This is a genomic window from Thermostilla marina (assembly GCF_054657455.1).
In genome coordinates, this window is record NZ_BAAHYR010000001.1 from 4,653,619 (window position 1) to 4,676,411 (window position 22,793).

Here is a 22,793-nt window from a genome sequence, read left to right on the forward strand (position 1 = left end):
CACGCGGTCGTCACCAACCGGTTGCCGTCAGGAAGGCCGAAGACGACGGGTCGAGCGAACTGGTATCGTTTCCGGTACTCGACTTCGCATCGACCTTGTCGAAGTTGTACACGGCGAACAGGAAGTCGACGGCGGCCTGGTTGTCACGCAGTCGGACCCAGTTACTGCCGGCTTCAAGGATGTCGTCACCCGCCGAGTCTTTCATATCGGCTTTGTCGTTCCCACCGGAGGCATACGCATACACCTTGGCGAAACCTTTCGCCCGGTTGTAGTAGCCCGATCCGCTGAGGATGCTGAACAACGGATTGCCGGAGAAGAGATCGTTTCCCGCGGTATCGTACAGGCGGGCCACGTCTTCTCCCGCTGTGCTGTACGCGTGAACGTACTCGAAGAACTTCGCCCGAGCGACGTACCCGGTTCCGCGAAGCCGACCGTAGACACTGGTCGCTTCGAACGTGTCGTTACCGGCGGTGTCGTACAAGTGAGCCACATCCGTTCCGCCGTTCGTGCCGTAGGCATGCACGTAGTCGAAGTTGCGGGCCTGGAAATCGAATCCGCCGCCGACGAGCGAAGCCTGACGGGTGCTCGCGGTAAACACGTCGTCGCCGGTAGTATCGTACAGGTGGGCGATGTCGTTACCGCTACCGGCGACGCCGACGACCGTTTCGAACGCAACGGCGGTGTTGCGGTATCCGCTGCCGGTCATCGAGGCCGTGTCGGGCCCCACCGTGTACACGTCGTCGCCGCTGGAACCGTACAGCCAGGCGGTATCGTTACCGCTCTTCCCCGAGGCGGTAACGCTCTCGAACCCTTTCGCCCGCACCATCGCTCCGGGCATCGTCAACCGGGCCCATTCGGGCGTTGCGACAAAGGTGTCGTCGCTTGCGGTACCGGTCATCACGGCCGAGTCGTTTCCACCCGCGGTCGAGTAGCCGTGGACGTATTCGAAACCTTTCGCCCGGGCGAGGTATCCGCCGCCGGTCAACCTCGTCCAATCGGCGGTGGCGGTGAGCACATCCTTGGCCGCCGAGTCGAACAGGTGAGCGACGTCGGTTCCGCCGGCGGTCGCGTAGCCATGCAGGTACTCGACGTTCTGGACCGACACGCTCAGCCCGCCGCCGACCAGCGACCCCGCACCCTGTTTGGCGGTAAACACGTCGTCGCCGGCAGTGTCGTACAGATGAACGACGTCGGCACCCCCGGCTGCATCGTAGACGATCGTCTCGAACGAATCGCCGACGAAGCTGACCGGCCCGGCCGCCACCGACACGTGGCCGTCGCGAACGATCGCGGTTTCGGCGTCGTTGCCGCCGTGCAGTGTAATCGTGTCGTTTCCGTCGAAACCGAGAATCTCGAGATCGACGATCGCCGCATCGAGGTGAACGGTTTCCCCGTTGATCGTGACGATGAATCCACCGCTATACGACACGTCGATCACATCGTCACCGTTGGTCCCGAACAGCGTCTGCTGCGAGGCCGCCAAGGGCAACGTCGCGGGATTGTCCAGTTGCACGTTCACGTCATCGGTCAGGCCGCTGATCGCCACGTAATAGGTGGTTCCCGCGGTGACGCCCGAGACGCCTACGCTCGTCGTTCCCGATCCCAGCAGCGAATAGAGACCTTGCGAATCGACGGTGACGAACGAAATCGCCGTGTCGGGCGACACACCCGCCCCCGAAACGGCCACGGTGAAGGCACCGTCGGCATTCGGCGACAACTGATACCACAAGACACCGTCGGTCGGCGACTGACTCGCCAAGATGGTGGATGAAACCGTTCCCAGATCGGTCGGCGTATCACTCGGTACGACGGCGATCTTCGTCGTCGAGGTATCCGACCCGCCGGGGCCGGTCACCGTTTGGACGACCTGGTACACGCCCACATCGGCGAACGCGTGGGTCGTACTGCGATACTGCGATTGATATCCGTCACCAAAATCCCACTGCCAGTCGGTCGCTCCCAGCGACATGTCGGAAAACCGAATCGCCCGTTTGGCCGTGACGGCCGTCGGTTCGACGACGAACACCGATTGCGGAACGGCCTCGTCGGTGAACCACACCTGGTTCGTGGCATCGAATGCCCGCACGTAGGTCGTTCCGCCGCGGGAATACTGAACCGAGACGTCCCGAATGACGAGCCACTCGATGATGTCGTCCGCCAGGTAGGTATCGACGGTCTGATTCCACGCCTGCGCGGCGGGATCGTAGATCGCATATCCCACGTCGCGCGGTTTCGGATCGGCGCTGACCGACGTGTCGACGTAGGCCAACGTCCACGCCGCCAGTCCCGATTCGGCTTCGAGTTCGTACACGCGGACCAACGGTGAGTTTGTGCTGTCGTACGACTTCCAAGCGTCTTGCAGGCGATCGTAGGTCAACAGATGGATGTCGTTGACCGTCGCCCAGGCGGCGATGCCGTCGGCCACGACCATGTGTGTGATCTGCGCCGAGGCGTCGTAGTTGGTGAAATTCCGCTGCCATCGGCCCAGACCGTAATCGTAAGCGACGACGACGACATCACGGGCCACATCACCGGCGCTTCCCGTGTAGGTGACTTTCCAGCCCACCAAACCGCCGGCGTTTTGCAAGTCGGCGACTTTGCTGATGGACGTACTTCCTTCGAGGAAATGTTTCCATTCGCCGCGGCCCGGGTCGAACACGGCCGCCCCGACCGAACGTTGAATGCCCGTGGAAGGCTCGCGATAAATCCAGGCGACGATCCCGTCGACGTTCGTGAGTTCGGCCACGTCCATCATCGAGGGATTTTCGGCCGTACCGAAAACCCAACGACGCGAAGCGGTGTCGAAGGTCGTGAAGGCGACATCGGCCTGCGTTCCGCTGCCGGTACTCCGCACGAGCGACCAGGCAACGACGCCGTCGCCGTTGGTCAATTCTCCGACGGTCCGGCCGTCGGCATACGAGACACTGTCGCTTTGCCACCCGCCGCGGACGACGTCGTAGATTGCGACGCCGACGCCGGTCCTCGACGACGCGCCCGACGCGCCGAAGGTCCACGCGATGGTGCCCTCGGCCACACTCACATCGTACACGCGGGTCGATGCGCCGGTGTGCGAGGCGAACGCCCGCCATTTTTGTAAGGCGGTATCGTACAGCAGTGCCCCGACGTCGCCGGCCGACGAACCGTAGTTGATCTTCCACACGACCGCGTCTTTCGAAGCGTCGAGGCCGGAAACCGTCGTTCCCGCCTGCGCGTTCACCTGGTAGCGCTGCCACGCCTGGGCCGTGTAGTCGTAAGTCGCAGCGGCCACGGCCGATTCGTCGTACCCACCGGAGCCGTCCGGCGTGCCGATCGTCCAGGCCAGCATACCGTTTTCGTTCACCAAGGTCTCGATGCTCTTGAGCCCTTGAGAACCGATCGTTTGGAACTTCTGCCACGCGCCCAAGGCTTGATCGTAAACGGCACCGCCCACCTCGCGGGCCTTGTAGCCGCCCGTTCCGGTCGGATACCCGACCGTCCACGCCACGACGCCGTCCTTCGTCGAAAGCGATTCGACGCTCAACACGCCGAGGTTGTCCGACTCGCCGGTCACCCATGCGCCCGCGTCGGTATCGTAGACCGCAAAGCCGACCAGATGCGGAATCGTCCCGTTGCCTTCGTACTTGCGGGCAACGGTCCACGCCACCACGCCGTCTTCATGCACCAGATCGACGATTACCTGGTTCGACGTGTAGGTCGTGGAGCCCGATTTCCACGTGGAGGTGGTCGGATCGAACACTTGGTAGTGGACGGTCGAGCCGTCGCGCCACGCCTGTGTGTCGGAAGGCGCCGTGTATTTCTGCGACGCCGCAGCAGTCGATTGGACCGAGGTGTCTTGATCTCCCGAAATCGCCTGCGATTCGACGGCCGGTCCCGGTCCGCCCGTCGTCAAGGGGACGATCGGCACCTGGAGGCCGATCCCGCTCAGCAGGTGCCGAGCCTCCAGATTCTCCAGACGCAATCGCCGAGATCGGGAACGCTGTCGCTCTTTCCGTGCTTTCATGCCCAATCGCTTCATGCCTCGGGTCATCGTTCGTTTGCCCTGTCTTCGCAAGGAATCGATTCGGGGTGGTGGAGCGGCTCCAACAACGGGCGAGGCGTACGTGTCGGTCTTGCCGTCGCCCCCTCTGTTCAGGGGATACTTCACGGTATCCGCGCATGGTCGGCATCCACCCGACTAGCCTTGTAATCGGCAAATCTTGCCCCAATCGCCTAACAGTTTCTTTTGCTACAGCCGGAATTTTCCGTAATTCGAAAGAACCCCCGGCGATCGCGCGACAAACAAGACAAAATAGCGAAACTGGAAAGAATTAAATCACAAGATTGCGCGCCGAATCGCGAGAAGGTTGTCGGCCCTGTTTCCCCAAGAGGGCGAACCGGCGAATCAGGCGGCTTTGGGAAGCGTGTCGGCCTTCTTCGCTTTTTTGCGGCGGGTGTCTTTCCACCGGCGATGAACCCACCAGTATTGGTCCGGATCACGCCGGATCATATCTTCCAGCCGTTTCGTGTACCACTGCGTAATGTCACGAACCGCAGCGATCGGATCGGTCACCGTCCGCGGGTCTAGGACGTCTTCACAAAACAGCTCGAACCGCATGGGACCGTCGAGCCGCCGGGCGCCTGCCACGATGATCGGTGCATCGTACTGCATGGCGAACAAGGCGATCGCCTTGTATGTCGAAGCCGGTCGTCCGAAGAAATCGACCCAGCACCCCTTGGGGCCGGCGCTCTGGTCGGCCAGTACCGAAAGCGTCTGCTTCGAGGCGAGAACCTCCAAGATTTGATCGTAGCCGCCGACCTTGGGTATCAATTTCTGTCCGGTCGCACCGCGAAAGCGCTCGACGAAGCGATGCAGGAAGGGATTGTCCAACGTGCGGGCGACGGCGCTGGTATACAGCCCGAATACGCCCAAGAGATATCCCCCCATTTCGAAATTGCCGAAATGGCCGGTCACCAAGATCAACGGCCGATCGTCCAAGAAGGCATTTACCAACGATTCGACGTTCGTCAAGCGGATGTGCCGCTGCCAGTTCTCTTTGTGAATCTTGCGCGGGGCGTGGGCCGCTTCGAACGCCAACAAGAAAAGGTGCCGCCACATGCGTCGGGCGAGCTTATGCCGCGCCGCGTCCGACAACGCGGGAAATGCATGGCGGAGATTCTCCTCGACCACGCGACGGCGGACGTGGAGCACGTCGTTGAATACGAACGCGACCGCATCACACACCACGGCCGCCATTTCGATGGGGATCATCTGGGCCGCGCAAATGGCCGTCCGCACGACCAGATAGACCGCATAGTCGATTGCCGTTCGCCACATGAGCCCTACATTCCTTCCTTGGAATCGAGTCGAGGCGTCCTGCCTTCGCCGGGGATCCAAGCCGTCCCACGACCGGGCGCCGCTATTCTCGCACCCTCAGCCTGTCCCTCCAAGACCAGTTTCCTTCGCCTCGGAACATGCGCAAACAACACAAAATACACAATACACGACAGATGTGTTCGACTGCGGTCACACCGACCTTCCCGATTCGCCTTCTTTCCTACAGGTGCCAACTGATACAATGCACGCAATCTGGGAGAGGTTTGCGGGCACGTCGCCGCTCCAAGGAGAAAACCGATCCCGAACGATCATCCCTTTCGCATACTTGTCCAGCGACAACGCACCATCATGCCGCTCACGTTTCATCTGCCGTCCTTGCGGTCACGTCGTCTGCTCGTTTGGCTCGTCGTCTCGGCATGTCTGCCGCTGCTTCGTGCCGAGTCGTTTGCCGCCCAACCTCGCGCGGTCACGCTCGAACCGGGGCAAGAATTCACCGTCTCCTCGACGCACGACGGTCGCCCCTTCACCTGCCGCGTCGTGTCGATCGACGATCAACAACTGTATCGGGTCGTGAAACTGGCGTATCCTTCGCCGGTCCGCACGGCCTACGAGCCGAACAATACGATCCCGGCGACGCTCTTTTTGCCTGCCGATCTGACCGCCGAATCGAAACCGCGGCCCGGGGTCATCTGCCTGCACATCCTGTCGGGACAAATGGAGCTGGTCGAGATCATGGCTTCGAACCTGGCCCGGCGAGGCATCCCCGCGATCACGTTCAACCTGCCCTATTACGGAAGCCGCGGCTATGCCGACGGTCCGCGGGCGTTCGGCCGCAACCCTCAGCTTTTGGTCGACGCCGTGCGACAAACGGCAGAAGACGTCCGCCGGACAATCGATCTGTTGGCCTGCTTCCCCGAAATCGACGACGACAAAGTCGGTATCGCGGGAATCAGCCTTGGGGGGATCGTCTCGGCCTCGGCCGCCGAGCGTGAACCGCGGTTGTACAAGGCCGCCTTGATCCTCTCCGGCGGCGATCTGCGCACCATCATCGCCTCGGCCCCCGAAACCGAGCTGTTACGCCGCGGTTTGGCGGAACTCTCCCCCGAGGAACAAACGGCTTTGTGGGCGATGATCGACGAGGTCGATCCCTTGCGGATGGCCGACCGACTGCGGGAGCGTGCCGCGGCAGGACGTGTGTTGATGATCAATGCCGCAGAAGACGAAGTCATCCCTCGCGAATGTACGGAAAAGCTCGCCCGCGCCGTAGGCATGGAAGATCGCGTCCATTGGCTCGAAAAACTGGGGCACTACACGACGATGGCGGCGTTGCCGCAGGTGCTCGACGAAACGATCGCCTTCTTTGCCGCCGATCTGCCCGACGATGTCCATCCGCCCGAATCGATCGTCGCCGAAACGCCGGCCGCGCGCATTGCGCAACTCGTCCAACAAGTCACGCGCTTTTTCCTTACGCCGCCGAAAGCGAATCGTTGCCACATGATTCAACTTTCGGTCGAAGGCTCGGTCGATCCGATGCGAGCGGGCGAGGCGGCGCAACCGTTTCGCGGTACGTTGACGGTGATCCGCGGAAACGGGGAGCGGTTCCGCCTTGAAGGCGACATTCCCGAGTTGGGCAAAATCGCTCTCGGGCAATCGGATCGTCCGTGGCTGCTGTCCCGGACCGGCACCGTTTTCGAAGGACGTGAGACGCCCGCCAAGTCTCCGTTGGTGTACGTCGACGAACGGCTTGTCCTGCAAGCGAAGATGGTCCTCGGCGCGGCGGCAGGGGCAACGATGACCCCGCAGTTGCTTACCCGCTACGCCGAGTACAAAGACGGCGTCGATCCGCAGGGCCGTCCCGTCGTGATCGCGCAGGCGGTCGACAATCCGCAAATCGTCTTTCGCTTTACGTTCGCACCCGACGGTTCGCGACCGGCCGCGATCGAATTCCATGTCGGCAATGTGCACGGTACGACTACCGTCGGCGTGTTTCAACTCGATGCCCCGGCGGTCGACCCGTTGTTCCAGCCGCCGGAAGGTGAACGGCATCCGGTGAATTCCGACGATCTGTATCGGATGATCGCCGCCGTCGTCCATTTTGCCGTCGAACAGACTCTCCCCTGATCGCCCGAAGCTTCCAGAAGCGACAACCGCCATGCAACGAAGCCGACCTTTCGCAAACCAAACGCTGAACGTCGCAAACGGCCTCGTAGTTGCCGTGCTGTGCGTCGTTTTCTCGGTGCCGACGACGCTTGCCCAACAACCGCTTTCGTCCGCCGATGTCGCAACCGATGCCGAAACGGCACCGCGGGTCGAGGTGCCGCCGACAATGCCGCTTCCGCGGGCGGTCCGCTCGTTTCGCGTTGCCGGCCGGGATCCCGACGGTCACGGCGTCCTGTTTCACGTCGACGGTCGGCGAGTGATGGTCGTCGAAGGATCGCCTGAACAAATGGGCCGTGCCCATGCACGATTGCTGACACGCGAATGTCACTACCTTGTCGAGCGAGTCTTGTACGGCGTGGGAGCGTTCGACAGCGTGGCCGAGGGCAAGTGGTTTTTCGACACGATGGACGAGATCCGGCGCCGCACGCTTCCGTTCATTCCCGCGCGATTCCTGGAAGAAATCGACGCCATGGCGGACGAGTTGAACATACCGCATCGCGATGCACGGTTGGCGAACTTGTTTCCCGAGCGATTCCATTGCAGCGGCGTCGCCGTCCGCGGCAAGGCCACTGCCGACGGCCGTGTGATCCACGCCCGCGTACTCGATTATATGCGAGACATCGGCCTGCAAAACGCATCGGTGGTCACCGTCTTTCGTCCCGACGGTTATCACACGTGGATGTCGGTCGGCTATGCCGGCTTCGTCGGCACGGTCACGGCGATGAACGAAAAAGGCCTTGCCGTAGGCGAAATGGGGGGCCGCGGCGAGGGCCTTTGGGACGGCACGCCGATGAGTTTACTGTTGCGCGATGTGATGGAACGGGCGGAAAACGTCGATCAGGCCGTCGACATCCTGCGACGGGCAAAGCGCACCTGCGAATACTACTACGTGCTTTCCGATCGCACCGGCGCGATGGTCGGCATCCGTGCGACACCCGATGAATTTCTCGTCCTGCACCCCGGCGAGCAGCATCCTTTGTTGCCGCGCGTTCCGGACGATTGCATCCTCATTTCGGCCGATCGGCGAGCGGAAGTTCTCAGCGAGCGTCTTCACGCGAGGTACGGTCGCATTACCGTGGGCGACATGATCGAAATCATCAAGCGCCCGGTCGCCATGGAGTCCAACCTGCACGATGCGATCATGCTGCCCGAGTCGCTCGACCTGTACGCGGCGGAAGCCGGAAGATTCACACCGGCTTGCGATGAGCCCTACCTGCACGTTAATCTCAAAGAAGTACTCCGGTGGTACGAAACGGCCCGCCGAAGTCGTACCGATTGAGAACCAACGCCGTTTTCTTCCCTCCCGCTCGAAGACCCGATACAACGAGGAGCCGATCCGATGCGCAGCCGAATCCAGTCTTCCGTCTTGCTCGCCTGGGGAACGGCGGTGTTGCTCGTGTGTGCAGGCCCGGTCGCATCATCGTCGGCCGACGAAAAGGCGCCTGCGAAACCGGCCGCCGAATCGGAAAAGGCCGGGGCTTCCCAAAAACAAGAAAAGCCGTCGCCCTATGCGTGGCGGAACCTGTTCGACGGCAAGACGCTCAAAGGCTGGAAGGCCCCCGAATTCGGCGGTGAAGGCAAGGTCGAAGTCAAAGACGGCCAAATCGTCATGCATTACGGCGACCCGATGACGGGCATCGTCTACACCGGCAAAGACTTCCCCAAGAACAACTACGAGTTCGAATACGAGGCCTGTCGGCTCGACGGCAGCGACTTCTTCGCGACGGTCACGTTTCCCGTGGGCGATGAGTTCTGCTCGTTCGTCAACGGCGGCTGGGGCGGCACGACGATCGGCATTTCGTCGGTCGACTTCTACGACGCCTCCGACAACATCACCACGGGCTTTTTCGACTTCAAAGACAAGCAGTGGTACAAATTCCGCGTTCGCGTGTCGGACGCCAAGGTCGAAGTGTGGATCGACAAAGAGAAAGTCGTCGATCTCGTTCGTAAGGGGCACCAGTTCTCGACCCGATTCGAGGTCGACTTGTGCAAGCCGTTCGGTTTTTCGACGTGGATGACGACCGGTGCGATCCGATCGATTCGCGTGCGGATGCTCAAGCCGGAGGAAGTCGAAGACATCGCTCTCGAAGCGAAAGAACGCCCGTTTTGAAGCGGCGACCACGCAACGCCCTTAGCACAGCGACTCCAAGCGGGCGGCGGTCCACGCCGTGCCGGCCAACGTCAAGTCGGGCACCAGCCGCGCCCGCTCGCCCAACGCTTCGACGACCTGCGACGCATTGCCGCCGGTCACAAAGATCTCCGCCTTCGCGGCTAGGCGTTCTTCGTGTCGCGCCACCAGTTCCCGCACACCGCCGACCGGCCCCCAGAACAACCCGGCCGACATCGCGGCCTCGGTTGAAGTTCCCAGCGGGTCGGGCGGTGCATCGAATTCCGCGACGTCGATCAACGGCAAGAGATCGGTGTACTCGTGCAGCGCCCGCGCGGCCATCGCCAAACCGGGCAAGATCGCCCCACCCAAGAAGCCGCCGTCGGCCGAAACCAGATCCACCGTAATCGCCGTCCCCAAGTCGACGACGACCGCGGGCACGCCCTTGCTGCGCAGGCGATCGGCAGCCGCGGCATCGAGCAAACGATCAATCCCGACCATATCGGGATCGGGTATCCGCACGTCGATCGGCACATCTTCATACGTCAACAACACGACGCGATCCTGCGGCCGGTGCGTGCGCTGCCACTCCAACAGTCGCGTCGTGCCGGCCCGGTTCACGCTGCCGATGTACCATGAAACCGCCGAATCGATCCCGGCCAACCACTCGCCGAGCGCATCGGTCGGATCTTCGTGCCGCAAAAAGAAGACGCGATCGGGGCCGAGGCAATCAACCGGCGGAACGCAGCGATACATCCCCAATTTGGCGCGACGATTGCCAATATCGACAGCCACAATTGGCCGCGGAAATACGGTTTCCATCGGATTGCTTCACTATCGGGATTCCACGCAGCCGTCGCCGCGTGATCGTCCGTGCAGATCGAGATTAGTGTTACCGGAATCGAATTATAGTCTTCCGACGCGTCTACGCAGCCGAAACGTCCGGAGTTCGGCTGTTATTCCGGGATAACTTTCATTTCGCGCCGCGCATCAATCCGCGGATCCGTCATCGCCGGAACCCGCGGCTGCCTGCTGCTTGCGTCGCCGTGCCCGATCGCGAGCCTCCAGAACGGCCGAAATCTTGCCCAACAGTCGATTGAGTCCTTCGCCGGTGACGGCAGAAATGAGCAACACCGGCTTACCGGTCTCTTGTGCCAGACGATCGCGAACCGGGGCGGCCTCAGGCAAATCACATTTGGTCACGACGACGATCTCGCGGCGTTTCGCCAGTTTGGCGTCGAATTGCTCCAACTCGCGGCGGATCGCACGATAGTTTTCGATCGGATCGGTACCGTCGTCGGGACACGGCTCGACCAGGTGGACGAGGATGCCCGCCCGCTGAATATGTCGCAAGAACTCGTGCCCCAGCCCAGCCCCTTCGTGGGCGCCCTCGATCAATCCCGGAATGTCGGCCATCACGAAGCGACGATCCATGTCGACCTGCACCAGGCCGAGATTCGGATGGATCGTGGTGAACGGGTAGGAGGCGATTTTCGGCCGTGCCCGCGAAAGCCGACTCAACAACGTGCTCTTGCCCGCATTCGGCTTGCCCACCAGGCCTACGTCCGCAATGAGCTTCAACTCCAGGCGGATTTTTCGGCTTTCTCCCGGCGCCCCCGGCGTCGCTTCGCGCGGTGCGCGGTTCGTAGCCGACTTGAAATGCGCGTTTCCTTTTCCGCCTTTGCCGCCGTGCGCGACGATCACCCGGTCCCCTGCCTTCTTCAGATCCTTGAACACCAGGTTCGTTTGGGCGTCGAACACGATCGTGCCGGGAGGCACCCGAATGATCAAATCGCTTCCCGAGGCCCCTTGCCTGCAACCGCCGCTGCCGTGCTTGCCGCGTTCCGCCCGCCAGTGTTTGCGGTGCGCCAGGGCGGCCAGATTGTTGACGCCCTCTTCGGCAACGATGATCACGCTACCGCCGTCACCGCCGTCGCCGCCGTCGGGACCGCCCTTGGGAACGTACTTTTCGCGCCGGAAACTGACGCACCCGTTTCCGCCGCGTCCTCCCTCGACCAGGATTTCGACTTCATCGACGAACAACGGTTTCTCTCCCGTTGGAGACCAGCGGCCGGTACTCGGCTCGGCGCACGAAAAACGGGGATAACGCAGTGTTTATCCCCGGTGACGGTTCGCTTGTCGGTCGATCAATCAGTTCGCCGAAACGACGTTCACACGGCGTCCCGACTTGTCGAACTGGACGACCCCGTCGATCAACGCATAGATCGTGTAGTCGTTTCCCATGCCTACGCCGCGACCGGGGTGAAACTTGGTGCCGACCTGCCGGACGATGATGCTGCCGGCCCGCACGTGCTCACCGGCGTACTTCTTCACACCGCGATATTGCGGATTGGAATCGCGACCGTTGCGGCTCGAGCCTTGACCTTTCTTATGTGCCATCGCAAAACACTCCCGTGTGCTTGACGTCTCGATCTGCGAGCGTACGCCGGAAGGCGTGTCGCCAAGACGACCGACGCGAAGAACCGGCGACTGAGAACATTCCCCAGCTTGAGTGGAAACCTATTTTTTAGCGATAGATCCACTCGTAGTCAACCTGGTCGGGCCCGCCGATTCGGATTTCTTCCTCGTGCTCGAACAGATCGTCACCGGGACGCCAGAAATTGAGCTTCAGTTCCTTCCGAACGAACTGACGCCCCTGCCCGATCGGATCGCCCACTTTATAAGCCCCGGGCGGATCGGTCCAGCGGTAAGCGTTCGTCAGACCCGTTACGTAAATCGAGAACCGATCGATATTTGGATCGACATCTTCCCACGTGACGACGCCCCAGAGCGTTTCGCCCGGTGCGATTTCGCGGGCCATTTCGGCGGTATTGTAGAAGCGAATATTCGGGTCTTCACGCTGCTGGATCGCCATCACCGCCAACGGGATGATCCGGTCGGGATAACGCTTGTTGACCTCGTCGCTTTCCAGCACGAAATGCGGCACGAAACGAATCGGCTTTTCGATCTCTTCAATCGCGTACGTACCGTCGGCCTGCGCAACCGGATGCAGCACCTTCATATTGTTCGTCACCCGGTACACCATGTACCAGATCAACTTGCGCTGCATTAAACCGCTGGGCTGGGGGAGATCGACGTAAATCATGCGGACCGGCTTGAAAGCGAACTCCAGCCCCCAAATATCCCGCCGAAAATCGACGTTTTCGGCAAACGTAAACGAAGGATCGAGCGTCGTCAGCTCGACGATGGAATGCGTGTCGTGCGTTTCGCTGTACTCCAGCTCGGGCTTGACGACCGTCAACACGCCCGGTGCCAACTTGCGAGGCGGCCCCAAAAGCTGCGATTGCGCTACCGGCGGTTGCGTTCCGTCTGCTGCGGGCTGCTGTGCCTGCGATCGGGCGACCGAGGTGAACCATGCGCCTGTCACGATCGCCGCCACCGCCAACCACCGGAAGATCGATTCTCTCATCAGACGATATCCCTTGTAGACAAGCCCGCTCCACCGCGGTCGGAAGAGTCGTCACGACACGGCCCACCACCGATTTCCGATGGGATAGGCGTCTCCGTCCTCGCTTGCCCAATTCCCCGCAACCGACCACGGCCCAGGAATTTGGGAATTCTGCGCAAGATTAGTTCAGTCAAGCTAGTATAGCCAGCCGGTTTCTCCCCAGTCAAGCACATCACCCCCCCAATGGGAGTGAAGCAACCGAGGATTTCCGGCGACCGTCATCTCCTTGTCAATCATAGTTCACCCAATCGAGATATTCGGACCGGATTTGGGATGCGGCAACGCTTTTTCAGGCGGTCAACCTAACCCTTTGCCGCGCGAACGAGCGCAACGTCACCGACCGGCCCACACGTGAAACGGCAAAACTGCAAAACTATCGGGAACGGGCAAGTCGGGTGGGCCGAACACCCCACTTTTCCCTAAATTATTCGCTCTTTTTTGCTTGCTTGAAATTCCCACACCCCCTAGTTAACATGTGTCATGTCACCGGAGCAGGTACGAGGCTCCTTTCTTGGCCCCGCGTTTCGGTGATGGGCTCTTGCGGAACGGACCTCCCACGCCCCAGCCGTCTTCAGAAGCTAGTCTATTCGTGGTAACGCAGAGAATCGGTCGGACGGGACCGAGCGTGCAGGATGCATCCGTCCAGCCGATCCCATTTCACCGTAACACTCGCTCGTGGGAGTTGATTCGATGCTTCGGAAGGTGCTTCTGCTGGTTGCAGCGTGTGCCGTGATCGGAACGGGAACCATTTGGGCGCAGAGCGCCGTGTTGTCGCACTATTACGGCTTGGGCGTTCACGCATATTTTTCGGGCGATTACGCCAAGGCGTTCCAACACCTGACCACGGCCATCGACAACGGCAGCGAAGACCCGCGATGCTATTACTATCGCGGCCTGACCTACCTGCGGCTCGGCCGTGAAGACGAAGCAAAACTCGATTTCGAACAGGGCGCAAAGCTCGAGGCCGCCGACGTGAGCGGCTTTTACGCCGTAGGGCGGTCATTGGAACGGGTTCAAGGCCCCGATCGCCGACTCCTTCAGAAATATCGTCTCGAAGCCCGCCTGGCGGCTCTTCAAGAAGCCGAACGCATCCGCCGCGAGCGTTACGAACAACTGCGTCGTGAAGAAGAACGTGTGTTGCAACCGGCCCAACCGGCCGTCGGTATCCCCGGTGCCGAGGCGGCTCCGGCCCAACCGGCAGTCCCGGCGCAACCGCCTGCACAACCCGCTGCTCCGGCCCAACCGCCGATGCCTCCGGTGCAACCGGCCCCGCCGGCGCAACCGCCCGCCCCGGCCGGCAACCCGTTCGCCCCCGAGTCGGCGTCGAATGACGCGGAAGGCGACGTCAATCTCGGTCGCGTCCTCGGCGTGTTCGGCCAAGCCGCCAAAGACACGGCCGAAGCAGCCGCCGACACAGCCGGAAACGTGCCCGCTGCGGTGCCCGGCGGTGCCGCCCCCGAAGGCGAACCCGCTCAACCGGCAAACCCGTTCGCCTTCTGAGACACAACTCTCCACACGAACGATCACTCGACCGCGTCGCCTATACGTCGACGCGGTTTTTTCTTCCCCCGATAAACGAAAACAGCCGGGCAAACCGGGAAGAGCGGGGGGATTTGCAAAACGCCCTAAACGACCGATTGAAAGGCCGGGACGGTCCCGCTATACTGAAGCGTTTTCCGCGAAAGTCGTCGTCTCGATCGGGGCCCCTGCCTCCGTTCGGCCGTGCGATTGATCGCAACACAAGCCGAATCAGACCGAGGAACGCCCTTCCGGCGGCGCACCGTCCCTTTGTGGGGATGCCCTCCGGTCGCGACGGAAATCCGAAATACACTCGACTATTTTTTCGAGGAGCGTCCAGCCATGACCATGGACCGAAGTCTCCGCATTCGTCGGGCCTTGGTAAAGGTCCGCAGTGTTCTTACGCGAGCCGAGCGTCTTCAGCGATTGAAAGACGCCGACCGTTGGAGCGAAGGCGACGATCCGCTGCACTTGCCCAAGGTTCGCGTGCAAAAGATCTCAATGAAGAAGAAGAAAAAGAAGAAGGGCCCCGAAAGCGACGAGGAGAAGTGATCGTCGCCGTCGCCGGACACCACCGTTTACAAACTACGAAACGAGCCTCGCTTGTCCGAGGCTCGTTTTTTCGTTCTTGCTCGCGGCATCGCCCGTTGATGCGCAGGAAAACGCGGCGTTGTCTTATTGGCGCAAATTGCGAAAAAATCACGACTTCCGGATGAATTCCAGACGGTCGCCGTTACAATGTCGAGTTTCGAGCCCGGCAATGCTTGTGGATCGTTCAAATGCGGAGCAAGGCGATGCAAGTTCACCTGGAATACGGTCGCAACGGGATGACGGTCGATCTGCCCGAGGAAAACGTGCTCAAGGTCCTCCAGTATCGTCCCGCCCCGGCCTTGGCCGATCCGAAAGCGGCTCTGCGCGAGCGTCTGAACGCGCCGATCGGCACGCCTCCGCTGGCCGAATTGGCCAAGGGCCGCAAGAATGCCTGCATCGTCGTTTGCGATATCACCCGGCCGGTTCCCAACGCACTGATCTTGAATGAAGTGCTGCCGATCCTCGAATCGGCCGGCATTCCGCGGGACAAAATCCTCATCCTGATCGCGACGGGGCTGCATCGGCCGAACGAAGGCGAAGAACTCGAACAAATCCTCTCTCCCGAGATCGTTCGTGCCTATCGCGTCGAAAACCACCACGGCCAAAACCTCGACGAACATGTGAACTTGGGAACGAGTCCGCGAGGCGTGCCCGTTTGGATCGACCGACGCTACGTCGAGGCCGACTTGAAGATCACCGTCGGCCTGATCGAGCCGCACTTCATGGCGGGCTTTTCGGGCGGCCGTAAACTCATCTGCCCCGGCCTGGCGGCCTTGGAAACGGTGAAAGTGTGGCACTCGCCGCAATTCCTCGAACACCCCAACGCCCGGGCGGGCACGCTGGAACAAAACCCCGTCCACGAAGAAAACACCTGGATCGCCCGCAAGGCCGGGTGCGACTTCATCGTCAATGTCGCCCTGGGTGAAGACCGAAGCATCCTGCACGTGAGCGCCGGCGACATGGAGGCCGCATTCCACGACGGGGTCGCCTTCGTACGGCAATGCGTGTGCGACACCGTTCCCGAACCGGTCGATATCGTCATCACCAGCTCGGCAGGTTACCCGCTGGACGCCACGTACTACCAGTCGATCAAAGGCATGGTGGCCGCCGAACCGATCGTCAAGCCCGGCGGCACGGTGATCATCGCGGCGGAAATCTCCGAGGGAATCGGTAGCCCCGAATTCTGCCGCATCTTCGAGGAAAACGACTCGATCGATACCTTCATGGCGAAACTCGAAGGCGGCGACTATTTCCGCATGGACCAGTGGCAATTGGAAGAGCTTGCCAAGGTTCTTCGCAAAGCCCGCGTGGTCATGGTCACCGAGGGACTTTCGGCAGAACAGCTCTCTCGACTGTATGTCGAATCGGCGCCCAGCGTCGCGGCCGCATTGGACGACTGCTTCGCCCGCTACGGACGCGACGCAACCATCGCCGTGATGCCGAAGGGTCCGTATCTGATCGCCGACGTCGCGAACTAAGGCGAAAAGCGGCCTTCAATCATCCGCTTCCTTTCGCACGACCACGATCCAACCGTTCGCTCGCAACGATTCGAGCCACCGGCGCATCCGCAGCGGCCGACGGCGATCTTTCCCCAACGGGATCCGCTCGATCACGTGCAATCGCGCCGCCCGGAGATCGACCAGCAGCTCGCGGCGGGTATACGCATGGACGAATACATTCCGCGCTCCCGCAAAGTGGAACCAGCGGTCGCCGAGTGCGCACTTGCCGCGCATCACCTCGACCAGGTGCCGCAAGAGCCACCTTCTTTCCAGGGAATCCCACAGGTTGAACCACACGTTGTGGACATGGAGAACGAGGATTCCTCCCGGTTTCAGGATGCGGTGGACATGCTCGAGAACCGCGCGGCGATTCGGACGGGGCGCGATCATCCCCAGGGTACTGAAAAGGCACAGCACAAAATCGGCAATATTATTTCGAAAACAGTTCAATTGCACGAGATTGGCTTGAACGCACGCCACGTCGAGACGGCGAGCGAGGGCCTTCTTCCGAACCGCTTGCAGCATTGTTCGCGACAGGTCGACACCGATCGCTCGAAATCCCCGCCCCGCAAGGGGTAACAGCGTTCTGCCCGTACCGCATCCCAGGTCGATTACCACCCCCGGCCGCGTGAGATACTTTCCGATCACTTGTTCGTCGAGCACGAACAGGTCGTTGGTCGCAAACGCATGGTCGTAAATATGGGGCAATTCGGGAGATTGGGCATACTCCCAAACGCCGTGGGGGACACCCGGCAGAGACCGATTTGCATCGTGTTCACCCATCGACGGCTCGATTCGCTGGTGGTTGATGGGGGTTCGCACCGCCAGTATAATCTGCTGTTTCGTACTGAGTTAACCAAAGCGTCCGGGGACGGCGCTTTCGGGAGGTCGGCTTCGTTAGCTCTTTCGAGGGATATCTCTGGTCAAAGGAGACGAAACAGTGGCGATTCGTGTTGGAATCAACGGTTTTGGTCGTATCGGCCGCTTGGTGGCCCGTCGCATCCTTCAATTGGGCGACAAATTTGAGATCGTCGGTATCAACGACATTACCGACAACAAAACCCTGGCGATGCTGTTCAAGTACGACAGCGTCCACGGCCGTTACCCCGGCGAAGTGAGCTACGACGACGCGAACCTGATCGTCGACGGCAAGAAGATTCCGGTCTCGGCCGAACGCGATCCCTCGAAGTTGCCGTGGGGTGATTTGGGTGCGGAAGTGGTCGTCGAAAGCACCGGTGTGTTCCGCGCTCGCGGCGGCGACGGCAAGCCCGGGTATGCATCGCATCTCGAAGCCGGCGCGAAGAAGGTCGTCATCAGCGCCCCGGCGAAAGACGATCCCGACCTGACCTGCGTGTTGGGTGTGAACGACAACCTGCTCACCGCCGAGCACAAGTGCGTTTCGAATGCGAGCTGCACGACGAACTGCCTGGCGCCGGTGGCGAAGGTTCTGCACGAAAACTTCGGTATCGTGCGCGGCTTGATGACCACCGTTCACGCCTACACGAACGATCAGCGCGTGCTGGACTTGCCGCACTCGGACCTGTATCGTGCCCGCGCAGCCGCCCAAAACATCATCCCGACGACGACCGGTGCGGCAAAGGCCGTCGGGTTGGTGATTCCGGAACTGAAGGGCAAATTGACGGGCATCGCGATGCGGGTTCCGGTCCCCACCGGCAGCGTGGTCGACCTGGTCGCCGAACTTTCCAAGCCCGCCACGGCCGACGCCATCAACGCCGCCGTCAAGCGTGCTTCGGAAAACGAACTCAAGGGCATCTTGGCCTACACCGAAGATCCGATCGTCTCCAGCGACATCATCGACGATTCGCACAGCTCGATCTTCGCGGCGCCGTTCACGCAGGTGATCTCCGACACGATGGTCAAGATCGTCTCGTGGTACGACAACGAGTGGGGCTATAGCTGCCGCACCGTCGATTTGATCGAGAAATTGGCCGCCCTGTAATTCGGCCCTGAATCAACACGGATTTGCACCATCGAGCGGGCCGTCGCTTGCAAGTGACGGTCCGCTCTTGCGTCTTCGGATCGACACGGCCAGAATCAGGAATTATGCGATTTGCGGCTTGCCGTCGCATCGCATCCGACACGGAACTTTTTACGAGGCACAAGCCAAGGCATGAATTTTCCGCTGTGGTGTTTGGCTATTCTGCCGTTGGCGTTCTACTTGGTGACCGTCGGCGCGTTGAACGGACGAAAGACGCCGGTGGTCGTTTCGGGAATGCGCGACTGGATGACGCTCGGGCTTGCTTTGGCCGGGCTGGTCATGGTCGGCCCGATGCAACTCTTCTTTCCGCTTCTGGCGTTCATCCACATGGGTGAGTTCGTGTGGGTGCTGATGCTCGCGATGTACCTGTTGCTGGTCGTCTTGGTGTCGCTGTTGGCACCGCCGCGGCTGATCATTTACAACATCGCTCCGCACGAACTGCGGCCGGTTCTCTCCGACATGGTCAAGCATCTCGACCCCGATGCCCGCTGGGCGGGTGACTGCCTGTCGATGCCGAACATGGGCATTCAGCTTTACGTCTCGGCTTGGACAAGCCTGCGAAACGTCTCTCTGATTGCCGTCGGCCGGCGTCAAAACTACCTGAGCTGGCAGCAGTTCCATCGCGAGCTGGCCCGCCGCCTGCAAGATGTCGAAGTCGCCCGCAATCCGCGCGGCCTGAGTATCATGGGCGTCGGCGCCGTCTTGATCGTGTGGACGGCCATCTTGGGTGTTTCACAGATTTCGGCCATCTTGCCGCAACTCCAGCTCGTCTTCCCCTGGAAGTAGCCGCCGCGATCGAGCCGATTGGCTTCCCCGCCTGCGCGCAAGTATCATGGGTTCGGCCGTACGCAACCGGCCGTGCTCGACCGCTTGGTCGTTTCTCCACTTCCATCGAGGAGCTCGCCATGTTGCGCATACCCTCGCTTGTGCTTGCCGCGCTGGTCGCTGCACCGGTCGTAGCCGGAACACCGGCTGAAAACCTGCTCAAGAAATCCGACGACTGGTTCCGCTCGGAAGCAGGCCGCGAAGCGATCGACAACATCCTGTCGTGGCAAACCGCCCGCGGCGACTGGCCTAAGAACATGGATACGACCGCAACGGCGTTTTCCGGCAAAGGCGAGAAGCCCGCGGGCACCTTCGACAACGGCGCCACGGTAGGCGAATTGAGGGCGTTGGCCAAGGCGTTTCGCGTTACCGGCGACGAGCGTTGTCGGACCGCCTTCGTGCGTGGCTTCGATCATATCCTCGAAGCCCAGTACCCCAACGGCGGATGGCCCCAATACTATCCGCCGGGCGACGGCTATCACCGGCACATCACTTTCAACGACAACGCAATGATTCGATTGCTGGAGCTCCTCCGCGACGTCGCCGAAAAGGACGAATACGCGTTTCTCGATGCGCCGCGTCGCGAGGCCGCCCGCCAAGCCGTCGAGCGCGGCATCGACTGTATTTTGAAATGCCAGGTGATCGTCGAGGGAACGCCGACCGTCTGGTGCGCGCAGCATCACGCCGAAACGCTAGAGCCGGTCCCGGCCCGCAGCTTCGAACCGGCGTCGCTCAGCGGCGCCGAAAGTGCCTGGATCCTCGAATTCCTCATGCGGTTGGATACTCCGAGCCCCGAGGTCGTGCGTGCGGTCAAGGCGGGCGTCGCGTGGTTCGATGCCGTCAAGATCGAGGGTTATCGCTACACGGGAAAAGGCACGGGCCCAGCCTTGGTTCCCGACCCCGACGCACCGACGTTGTGGGCGCGTTTCTACGAGATCGGTACGAACCGGCCCATCTTCAGCGATCGCGATTCGGTGGTTCGCTATCATCTCGAAGAAGTCGGTCCCGAGCGGCGGACCGGCTACGCCTGGTACGGGACCTGGGGCGCAAAAGTCCTTGAAATGTACGCCGAATGGCCCCATCACTGACGGATGGCGGACGCGCATCGCACCGCGTGCAACGGGGGTGTTCCGCACCGAAACCCTCACTCGACCACGAAGTCGCGCACGCTCTTGGTCGTGGAGCTACCGGCAACCAACTCGGCGACGATCGTGTACTTGCCCGGCACGGCGGGAATCGGAATGAGAACCGAAACCACCCTTTTCGACACCGGCATCAACTCGATCGTTTCCTCGAAGATCGGTTTCGCATCGCCGTCGTAGCGCACGCGTAATGTTCCGTGCCATTTCGATTGCAGGTCGTTGAGGAGGTACACGGCGACCTCGCGTTTTTCACCACGCGGCAGTTTTTCGTCCCACAAGTCGAGCATCACGCCGACCGGCGCAAAGGCATCGCGCACGTACTTCGCATAGTGCGGTTCCCAAACCAGATTTTCCACGTCGATCCAGTGGTCACTGGTGGCGCCGCCTTCGGGGCGAGGTTTGTCGCCGGGCCGGGAATAGCCCAACATGCAAAACTCGAGCACGCCCGCACACTTCCCCTTGGCCCGCCAAAACTCGGTCAACGCCGCCAAGTAGCGGGCATACAATTCCTGCCGCTGTTCGCGGGTCGAATTCGGACCGAGCAGGTTCTCGTAAACCTCGTGGGTGAGCGAGGTCGGATCGCCCTCGCGGGTGAGCCACAACCACGCATACTCGTTGATGATGATCGTTACATCGCGTTTCTTCTGCGGTTCTTGCAATCGCGGCGTGCCGTCGTGCCGCGCAAGTTCACTCAAGCGGAACGGCTCGCGGCCGGTCCAATCGCGAATGAACAAATACGGGTGCGATTCGACGCAATCGGTGTGGCTTTGCGGTTCGCCCCAACCGTTTTCCCAAGGCCGGTTCGACCGGTCGAGGTGCCGCACTTGCGAAAGTGCCTTGCCCGTTTCGGGCGTGAAACTCTCGTTCTGCGCGTCCCAGATCACGACGCACGGATGGTTCCACCGCTCGCGCATCCAGTCGCGATACTGCGGAACGAGCTTTTCGGCGACGGGATACTCGGGGCATCCGCTCTTCTCGCCGGAAAGCAGCCAAATAGGGAACTCGTCCTGGATCAGAATGCCTTCCTCGTCGGCGATGTCGTACCAGAATTCCGGCGGAAAACCGATGCAGTACCGCAGCGCATTCCAATGCATCTCTTTGCATCGCCGATGCAGCTTCCGAACCCATTCTTTGTTCCACGGCAAGTCGCCTCGCCGGTCGTCTTCGAAAAAGCGATACAGCGTGATATTGCTGCCTCGCAGCGGATACTGCTTTCCGTTGAGCAGCGCCCGCTTGAGAACGGGATCGAAACCGAACGACCGCATGCCGAAACGCACGCTCATCCCATCGGCCTCGGTGGTCACCGTCGCCCGGTACAAAAACGGATCTTCGGGCGACCACAAACGACAATTCGGAATCGATAGGACGACCTCGGCCGTCTCTTGACCTTCCGCGAGCGGAATGCGTTTTTCGGCGACGAGGCTCTCCCCGACGGCAGTCGTGATGCGGACGCCCAACGCCGATCGATCGGTCGCACCGTCGATTTCGGCAATCACACGGACCTGTTTCCGGTCGATGTCGGGCACGATCTGGACGTTACGAATCGCCGGCTTTTGCGTGAGGATCAATTCGACCGAGTCGTAAATCCCGGGAATATAGCGGTACTTTTCGAAATCCCAGCCCGAGGGAACGTCGGGCGGAATCGCCTCGCGATCGGCTCCCACGCGGATAATCAGCTCGTTCGTTCGCCCTTCCCCGCGAAGCGCCGGCTTCACGTCGAAATAGCCGGGCGTAAAACACGGCAGATGCTCACCGACGAGGCGCCCGTTCAACCAGACTTTGCTACCGTATTTCGCCTTGTGCAATTTCAACAGGGCGATCTCGGGCACCGGCCCGTCGATCGTGAATTCGCGGCGATACCAAAACGCCGTGCGACGCGAACTCTTCTGTCCGACCTGTTCGAACTTCGGTTCGGCCAGATCGACCAATCCCGGAACCGGCACCTGCGCAGGAAATTCGCCGGGGACCGTTTCCCAATCACCCTCGGCGATCTGCCATGTGCCGTCCAAGGAGATCTGCCGTCTTCCCCCGGCCGCCTCGACGGCAGCGTGAACCTCCGCAGCGATCGACGATACTGCAACCAACAACACGACGACCTTGACCGACACCGCGCGCATCGCGTTCCCCTTTCGTAGTCCGTTGCCTTCCCTCTCGCCTAGCGCACGCACA

Annotated in this window: 17 protein-coding genes; 9 read left to right on the forward strand and 8 right to left on the reverse strand. The window is 61.2% G+C overall.

All coding sequences use genetic code 11. The features are described from left to right. Positions 1-10: 10 nt before the first annotated feature. Positions 11-4,000 carry a PKD domain-containing protein gene (locus ACYQ2I_RS16840; protein WP_460168196.1) on the reverse strand — a complete coding sequence of 1,330 codons (3,990 nt, stop codon included), beginning with the start codon at positions 3,998-4,000 and terminating at the stop codon, positions 11-13. A gap of 381 nt (positions 4,001-4,381) precedes the next feature. Continuing rightward, entirely contained in the window at positions 4,382-5,314 is a 933-nt protein-coding gene (locus ACYQ2I_RS16845) for a lysophospholipid acyltransferase family protein (RefSeq protein WP_460168197.1), read from the reverse strand. Positions 5,315-5,662: 348 nt separating this feature from the next. Between ACYQ2I_RS16845 and ACYQ2I_RS16850 the strand changes: the two genes are divergently transcribed. From ACYQ2I_RS16850 to ACYQ2I_RS16860, 3 genes are read left to right on the forward strand one after another with little or no spacing between them, the layout of a single operon-like run. Next, on the forward strand, positions 5,663-7,435 hold the full coding sequence (locus ACYQ2I_RS16850; protein ID WP_460168198.1) for an alpha/beta hydrolase family protein: 1,773 nt from the start codon (positions 5,663-5,665) through the stop codon (positions 7,433-7,435). A 31-nt stretch (positions 7,436-7,466) separates the two neighbouring features. Further along, positions 7,467-8,753 (forward strand): C45 family autoproteolytic acyltransferase/hydrolase, encoded by a 1,287-nt coding sequence (locus ACYQ2I_RS16855; RefSeq protein ID WP_460168199.1) that lies wholly within the window; start codon positions 7,467-7,469, stop codon positions 8,751-8,753. 60 nt (positions 8,754-8,813) lie between these two features. Further along, positions 8,814-9,584 (forward strand): 3-keto-disaccharide hydrolase, encoded by a 771-nt coding sequence (locus ACYQ2I_RS16860; protein ID WP_460168200.1) that lies wholly within the window; start codon positions 8,814-8,816, stop codon positions 9,582-9,584. A 21-nt stretch (positions 9,585-9,605) separates the two neighbouring features. Here ACYQ2I_RS16860 and ACYQ2I_RS16865 read toward each other — a convergent pair whose 3' ends face one another. The 4 genes from ACYQ2I_RS16865 to ACYQ2I_RS16880 form a co-directional block, all read right to left on the reverse strand. Beyond that, positions 9,606-10,376, reverse strand: coding sequence for a type III pantothenate kinase (locus ACYQ2I_RS16865; protein ID WP_460168201.1), 771 nt, complete (start codon positions 10,374-10,376; stop codon positions 9,606-9,608). A 195-nt stretch (positions 10,377-10,571) separates the two neighbouring features. Continuing rightward, complete coding sequence (gene obgE, locus ACYQ2I_RS16870; RefSeq protein WP_460168202.1) at positions 10,572-11,624, reverse strand: GTPase ObgE; 1,053 nt, start codon at positions 11,622-11,624, stop codon at positions 10,572-10,574. 108 nt (positions 11,625-11,732) lie between these two features. After that, positions 11,733-11,981 carry a 50S ribosomal protein L27 gene (gene rpmA / locus ACYQ2I_RS16875; RefSeq protein ID WP_460168203.1) on the reverse strand — a complete coding sequence of 83 codons (249 nt, stop codon included), beginning with the start codon at positions 11,979-11,981 and terminating at the stop codon, positions 11,733-11,735. Between the two features lie 127 nt (positions 11,982-12,108). Further along, positions 12,109-13,011, reverse strand: coding sequence for a hypothetical protein (locus ACYQ2I_RS16880; RefSeq protein WP_460168204.1), 903 nt, complete (start codon positions 13,009-13,011; stop codon positions 12,109-12,111). 729 nt (positions 13,012-13,740) lie between these two features. Here ACYQ2I_RS16880 and ACYQ2I_RS16885 point away from each other — a divergent pair. From ACYQ2I_RS16885 to ACYQ2I_RS16895, 3 genes are all read left to right on the forward strand, one after another. After that, positions 13,741-14,550, forward strand: a complete 810-nt coding sequence (locus ACYQ2I_RS16885; RefSeq protein WP_460168205.1) for a tetratricopeptide repeat protein — start codon at positions 13,741-13,743, stop codon at positions 14,548-14,550. A gap of 360 nt (positions 14,551-14,910) precedes the next feature. Beyond that, complete coding sequence (locus ACYQ2I_RS16890; RefSeq protein WP_460168206.1) at positions 14,911-15,120, forward strand: small basic protein; 210 nt, start codon at positions 14,911-14,913, stop codon at positions 15,118-15,120. 242 nt (positions 15,121-15,362) lie between these two features. Beyond that, on the forward strand, positions 15,363-16,637 hold the full coding sequence (locus ACYQ2I_RS16895; protein ID WP_460168207.1) for a nickel-dependent lactate racemase family protein: 1,275 nt from the start codon (positions 15,363-15,365) through the stop codon (positions 16,635-16,637). Positions 16,638-16,652: 15 nt separating this feature from the next. Here ACYQ2I_RS16895 and ACYQ2I_RS16900 read toward each other — a convergent pair whose 3' ends face one another. Further along, complete coding sequence (locus ACYQ2I_RS16900) at positions 16,653-17,441, reverse strand: class I SAM-dependent methyltransferase (protein ID WP_460168208.1); 789 nt, start codon at positions 17,439-17,441, stop codon at positions 16,653-16,655. A gap of 157 nt (positions 17,442-17,598) precedes the next feature. Here ACYQ2I_RS16900 and gap point away from each other — a divergent pair, with 157 nt between their 5' ends. The 3 genes from gap (at position 17,599) to pelA (ending at position 20,570) form a co-directional block, all read left to right on the forward strand. Continuing rightward, positions 17,599-18,618 carry a type I glyceraldehyde-3-phosphate dehydrogenase gene (gene gap, locus ACYQ2I_RS16905; RefSeq protein WP_460168209.1) on the forward strand — a complete coding sequence of 340 codons (1,020 nt, stop codon included), beginning with the start codon at positions 17,599-17,601 and terminating at the stop codon, positions 18,616-18,618. A 171-nt stretch (positions 18,619-18,789) separates the two neighbouring features. Further along, positions 18,790-19,443 (forward strand): hypothetical protein, encoded by a 654-nt coding sequence (locus ACYQ2I_RS16910; protein ID WP_460168210.1) that lies wholly within the window; start codon positions 18,790-18,792, stop codon positions 19,441-19,443. A 119-nt stretch (positions 19,444-19,562) separates the two neighbouring features. After that, positions 19,563-20,570: a pectate lyase gene (gene pelA / locus ACYQ2I_RS16915; protein ID WP_460168211.1), complete on the forward strand. Its 1,008-nt coding sequence runs from the start codon at positions 19,563-19,565 to the stop codon at positions 20,568-20,570. Positions 20,571-20,626: 56 nt separating this feature from the next. Here pelA and ACYQ2I_RS16920 read toward each other — a convergent pair whose 3' ends face one another. Next, a complete protein-coding gene (locus ACYQ2I_RS16920; protein ID WP_460168212.1) occupies positions 20,627-22,741 on the reverse strand; it encodes a glycoside hydrolase family 2 protein in 2,115 nt (704 codons plus the stop codon). Positions 22,742-22,793 lie beyond the last annotated feature (52 nt).

Coding starts and splice junctions, on each gene's coding strand:
- ACYQ2I_RS16840 (WP_460168196.1), bottom strand. CDS start 4,000: ATGAAAGCACGGAAAGAGCGACAGCGTTCCCGATCTCGGCGATTGCGT.
- ACYQ2I_RS16845 (WP_460168197.1), bottom strand. CDS start 5,314: ATGTGGCGAACGGCAATCGACTATGCGGTCTATCTGGTCGTGCGGACG.
- ACYQ2I_RS16850 (WP_460168198.1), top strand. CDS start 5,663: ATGCCGCTCACGTTTCATCTGCCGTCCTTGCGGTCACGTCGTCTGCTC.
- ACYQ2I_RS16855 (WP_460168199.1), top strand. CDS start 7,467: ATGCAACGAAGCCGACCTTTCGCAAACCAAACGCTGAACGTCGCAAAC.
- ACYQ2I_RS16860 (WP_460168200.1), top strand. CDS start 8,814: ATGCGCAGCCGAATCCAGTCTTCCGTCTTGCTCGCCTGGGGAACGGCG.
- rpmA (WP_460168203.1), bottom strand. CDS start 11,981: ATGGCACATAAGAAAGGTCAAGGCTCGAGCCGCAACGGTCGCGATTCC.
- ACYQ2I_RS16880 (WP_460168204.1), bottom strand. CDS start 13,011: ATGAGAGAATCGATCTTCCGGTGGTTGGCGGTGGCGGCGATCGTGACA.
- ACYQ2I_RS16885 (WP_460168205.1), top strand. CDS start 13,741: ATGCTTCGGAAGGTGCTTCTGCTGGTTGCAGCGTGTGCCGTGATCGGA.
- ACYQ2I_RS16890 (WP_460168206.1), top strand. CDS start 14,911: ATGACCATGGACCGAAGTCTCCGCATTCGTCGGGCCTTGGTAAAGGTC.
- ACYQ2I_RS16895 (WP_460168207.1), top strand. CDS start 15,363: ATGCAAGTTCACCTGGAATACGGTCGCAACGGGATGACGGTCGATCTG.
- ACYQ2I_RS16900 (WP_460168208.1), bottom strand. CDS start 17,441: ATGGGTGAACACGATGCAAATCGGTCTCTGCCGGGTGTCCCCCACGGC.
- ACYQ2I_RS16910 (WP_460168210.1), top strand. CDS start 18,790: ATGAATTTTCCGCTGTGGTGTTTGGCTATTCTGCCGTTGGCGTTCTAC.
- pelA (WP_460168211.1), top strand. CDS start 19,563: ATGTTGCGCATACCCTCGCTTGTGCTTGCCGCGCTGGTCGCTGCACCG.
- ACYQ2I_RS16920 (WP_460168212.1), bottom strand. CDS start 22,741: ATGCGCGCGGTGTCGGTCAAGGTCGTCGTGTTGTTGGTTGCAGTATCG.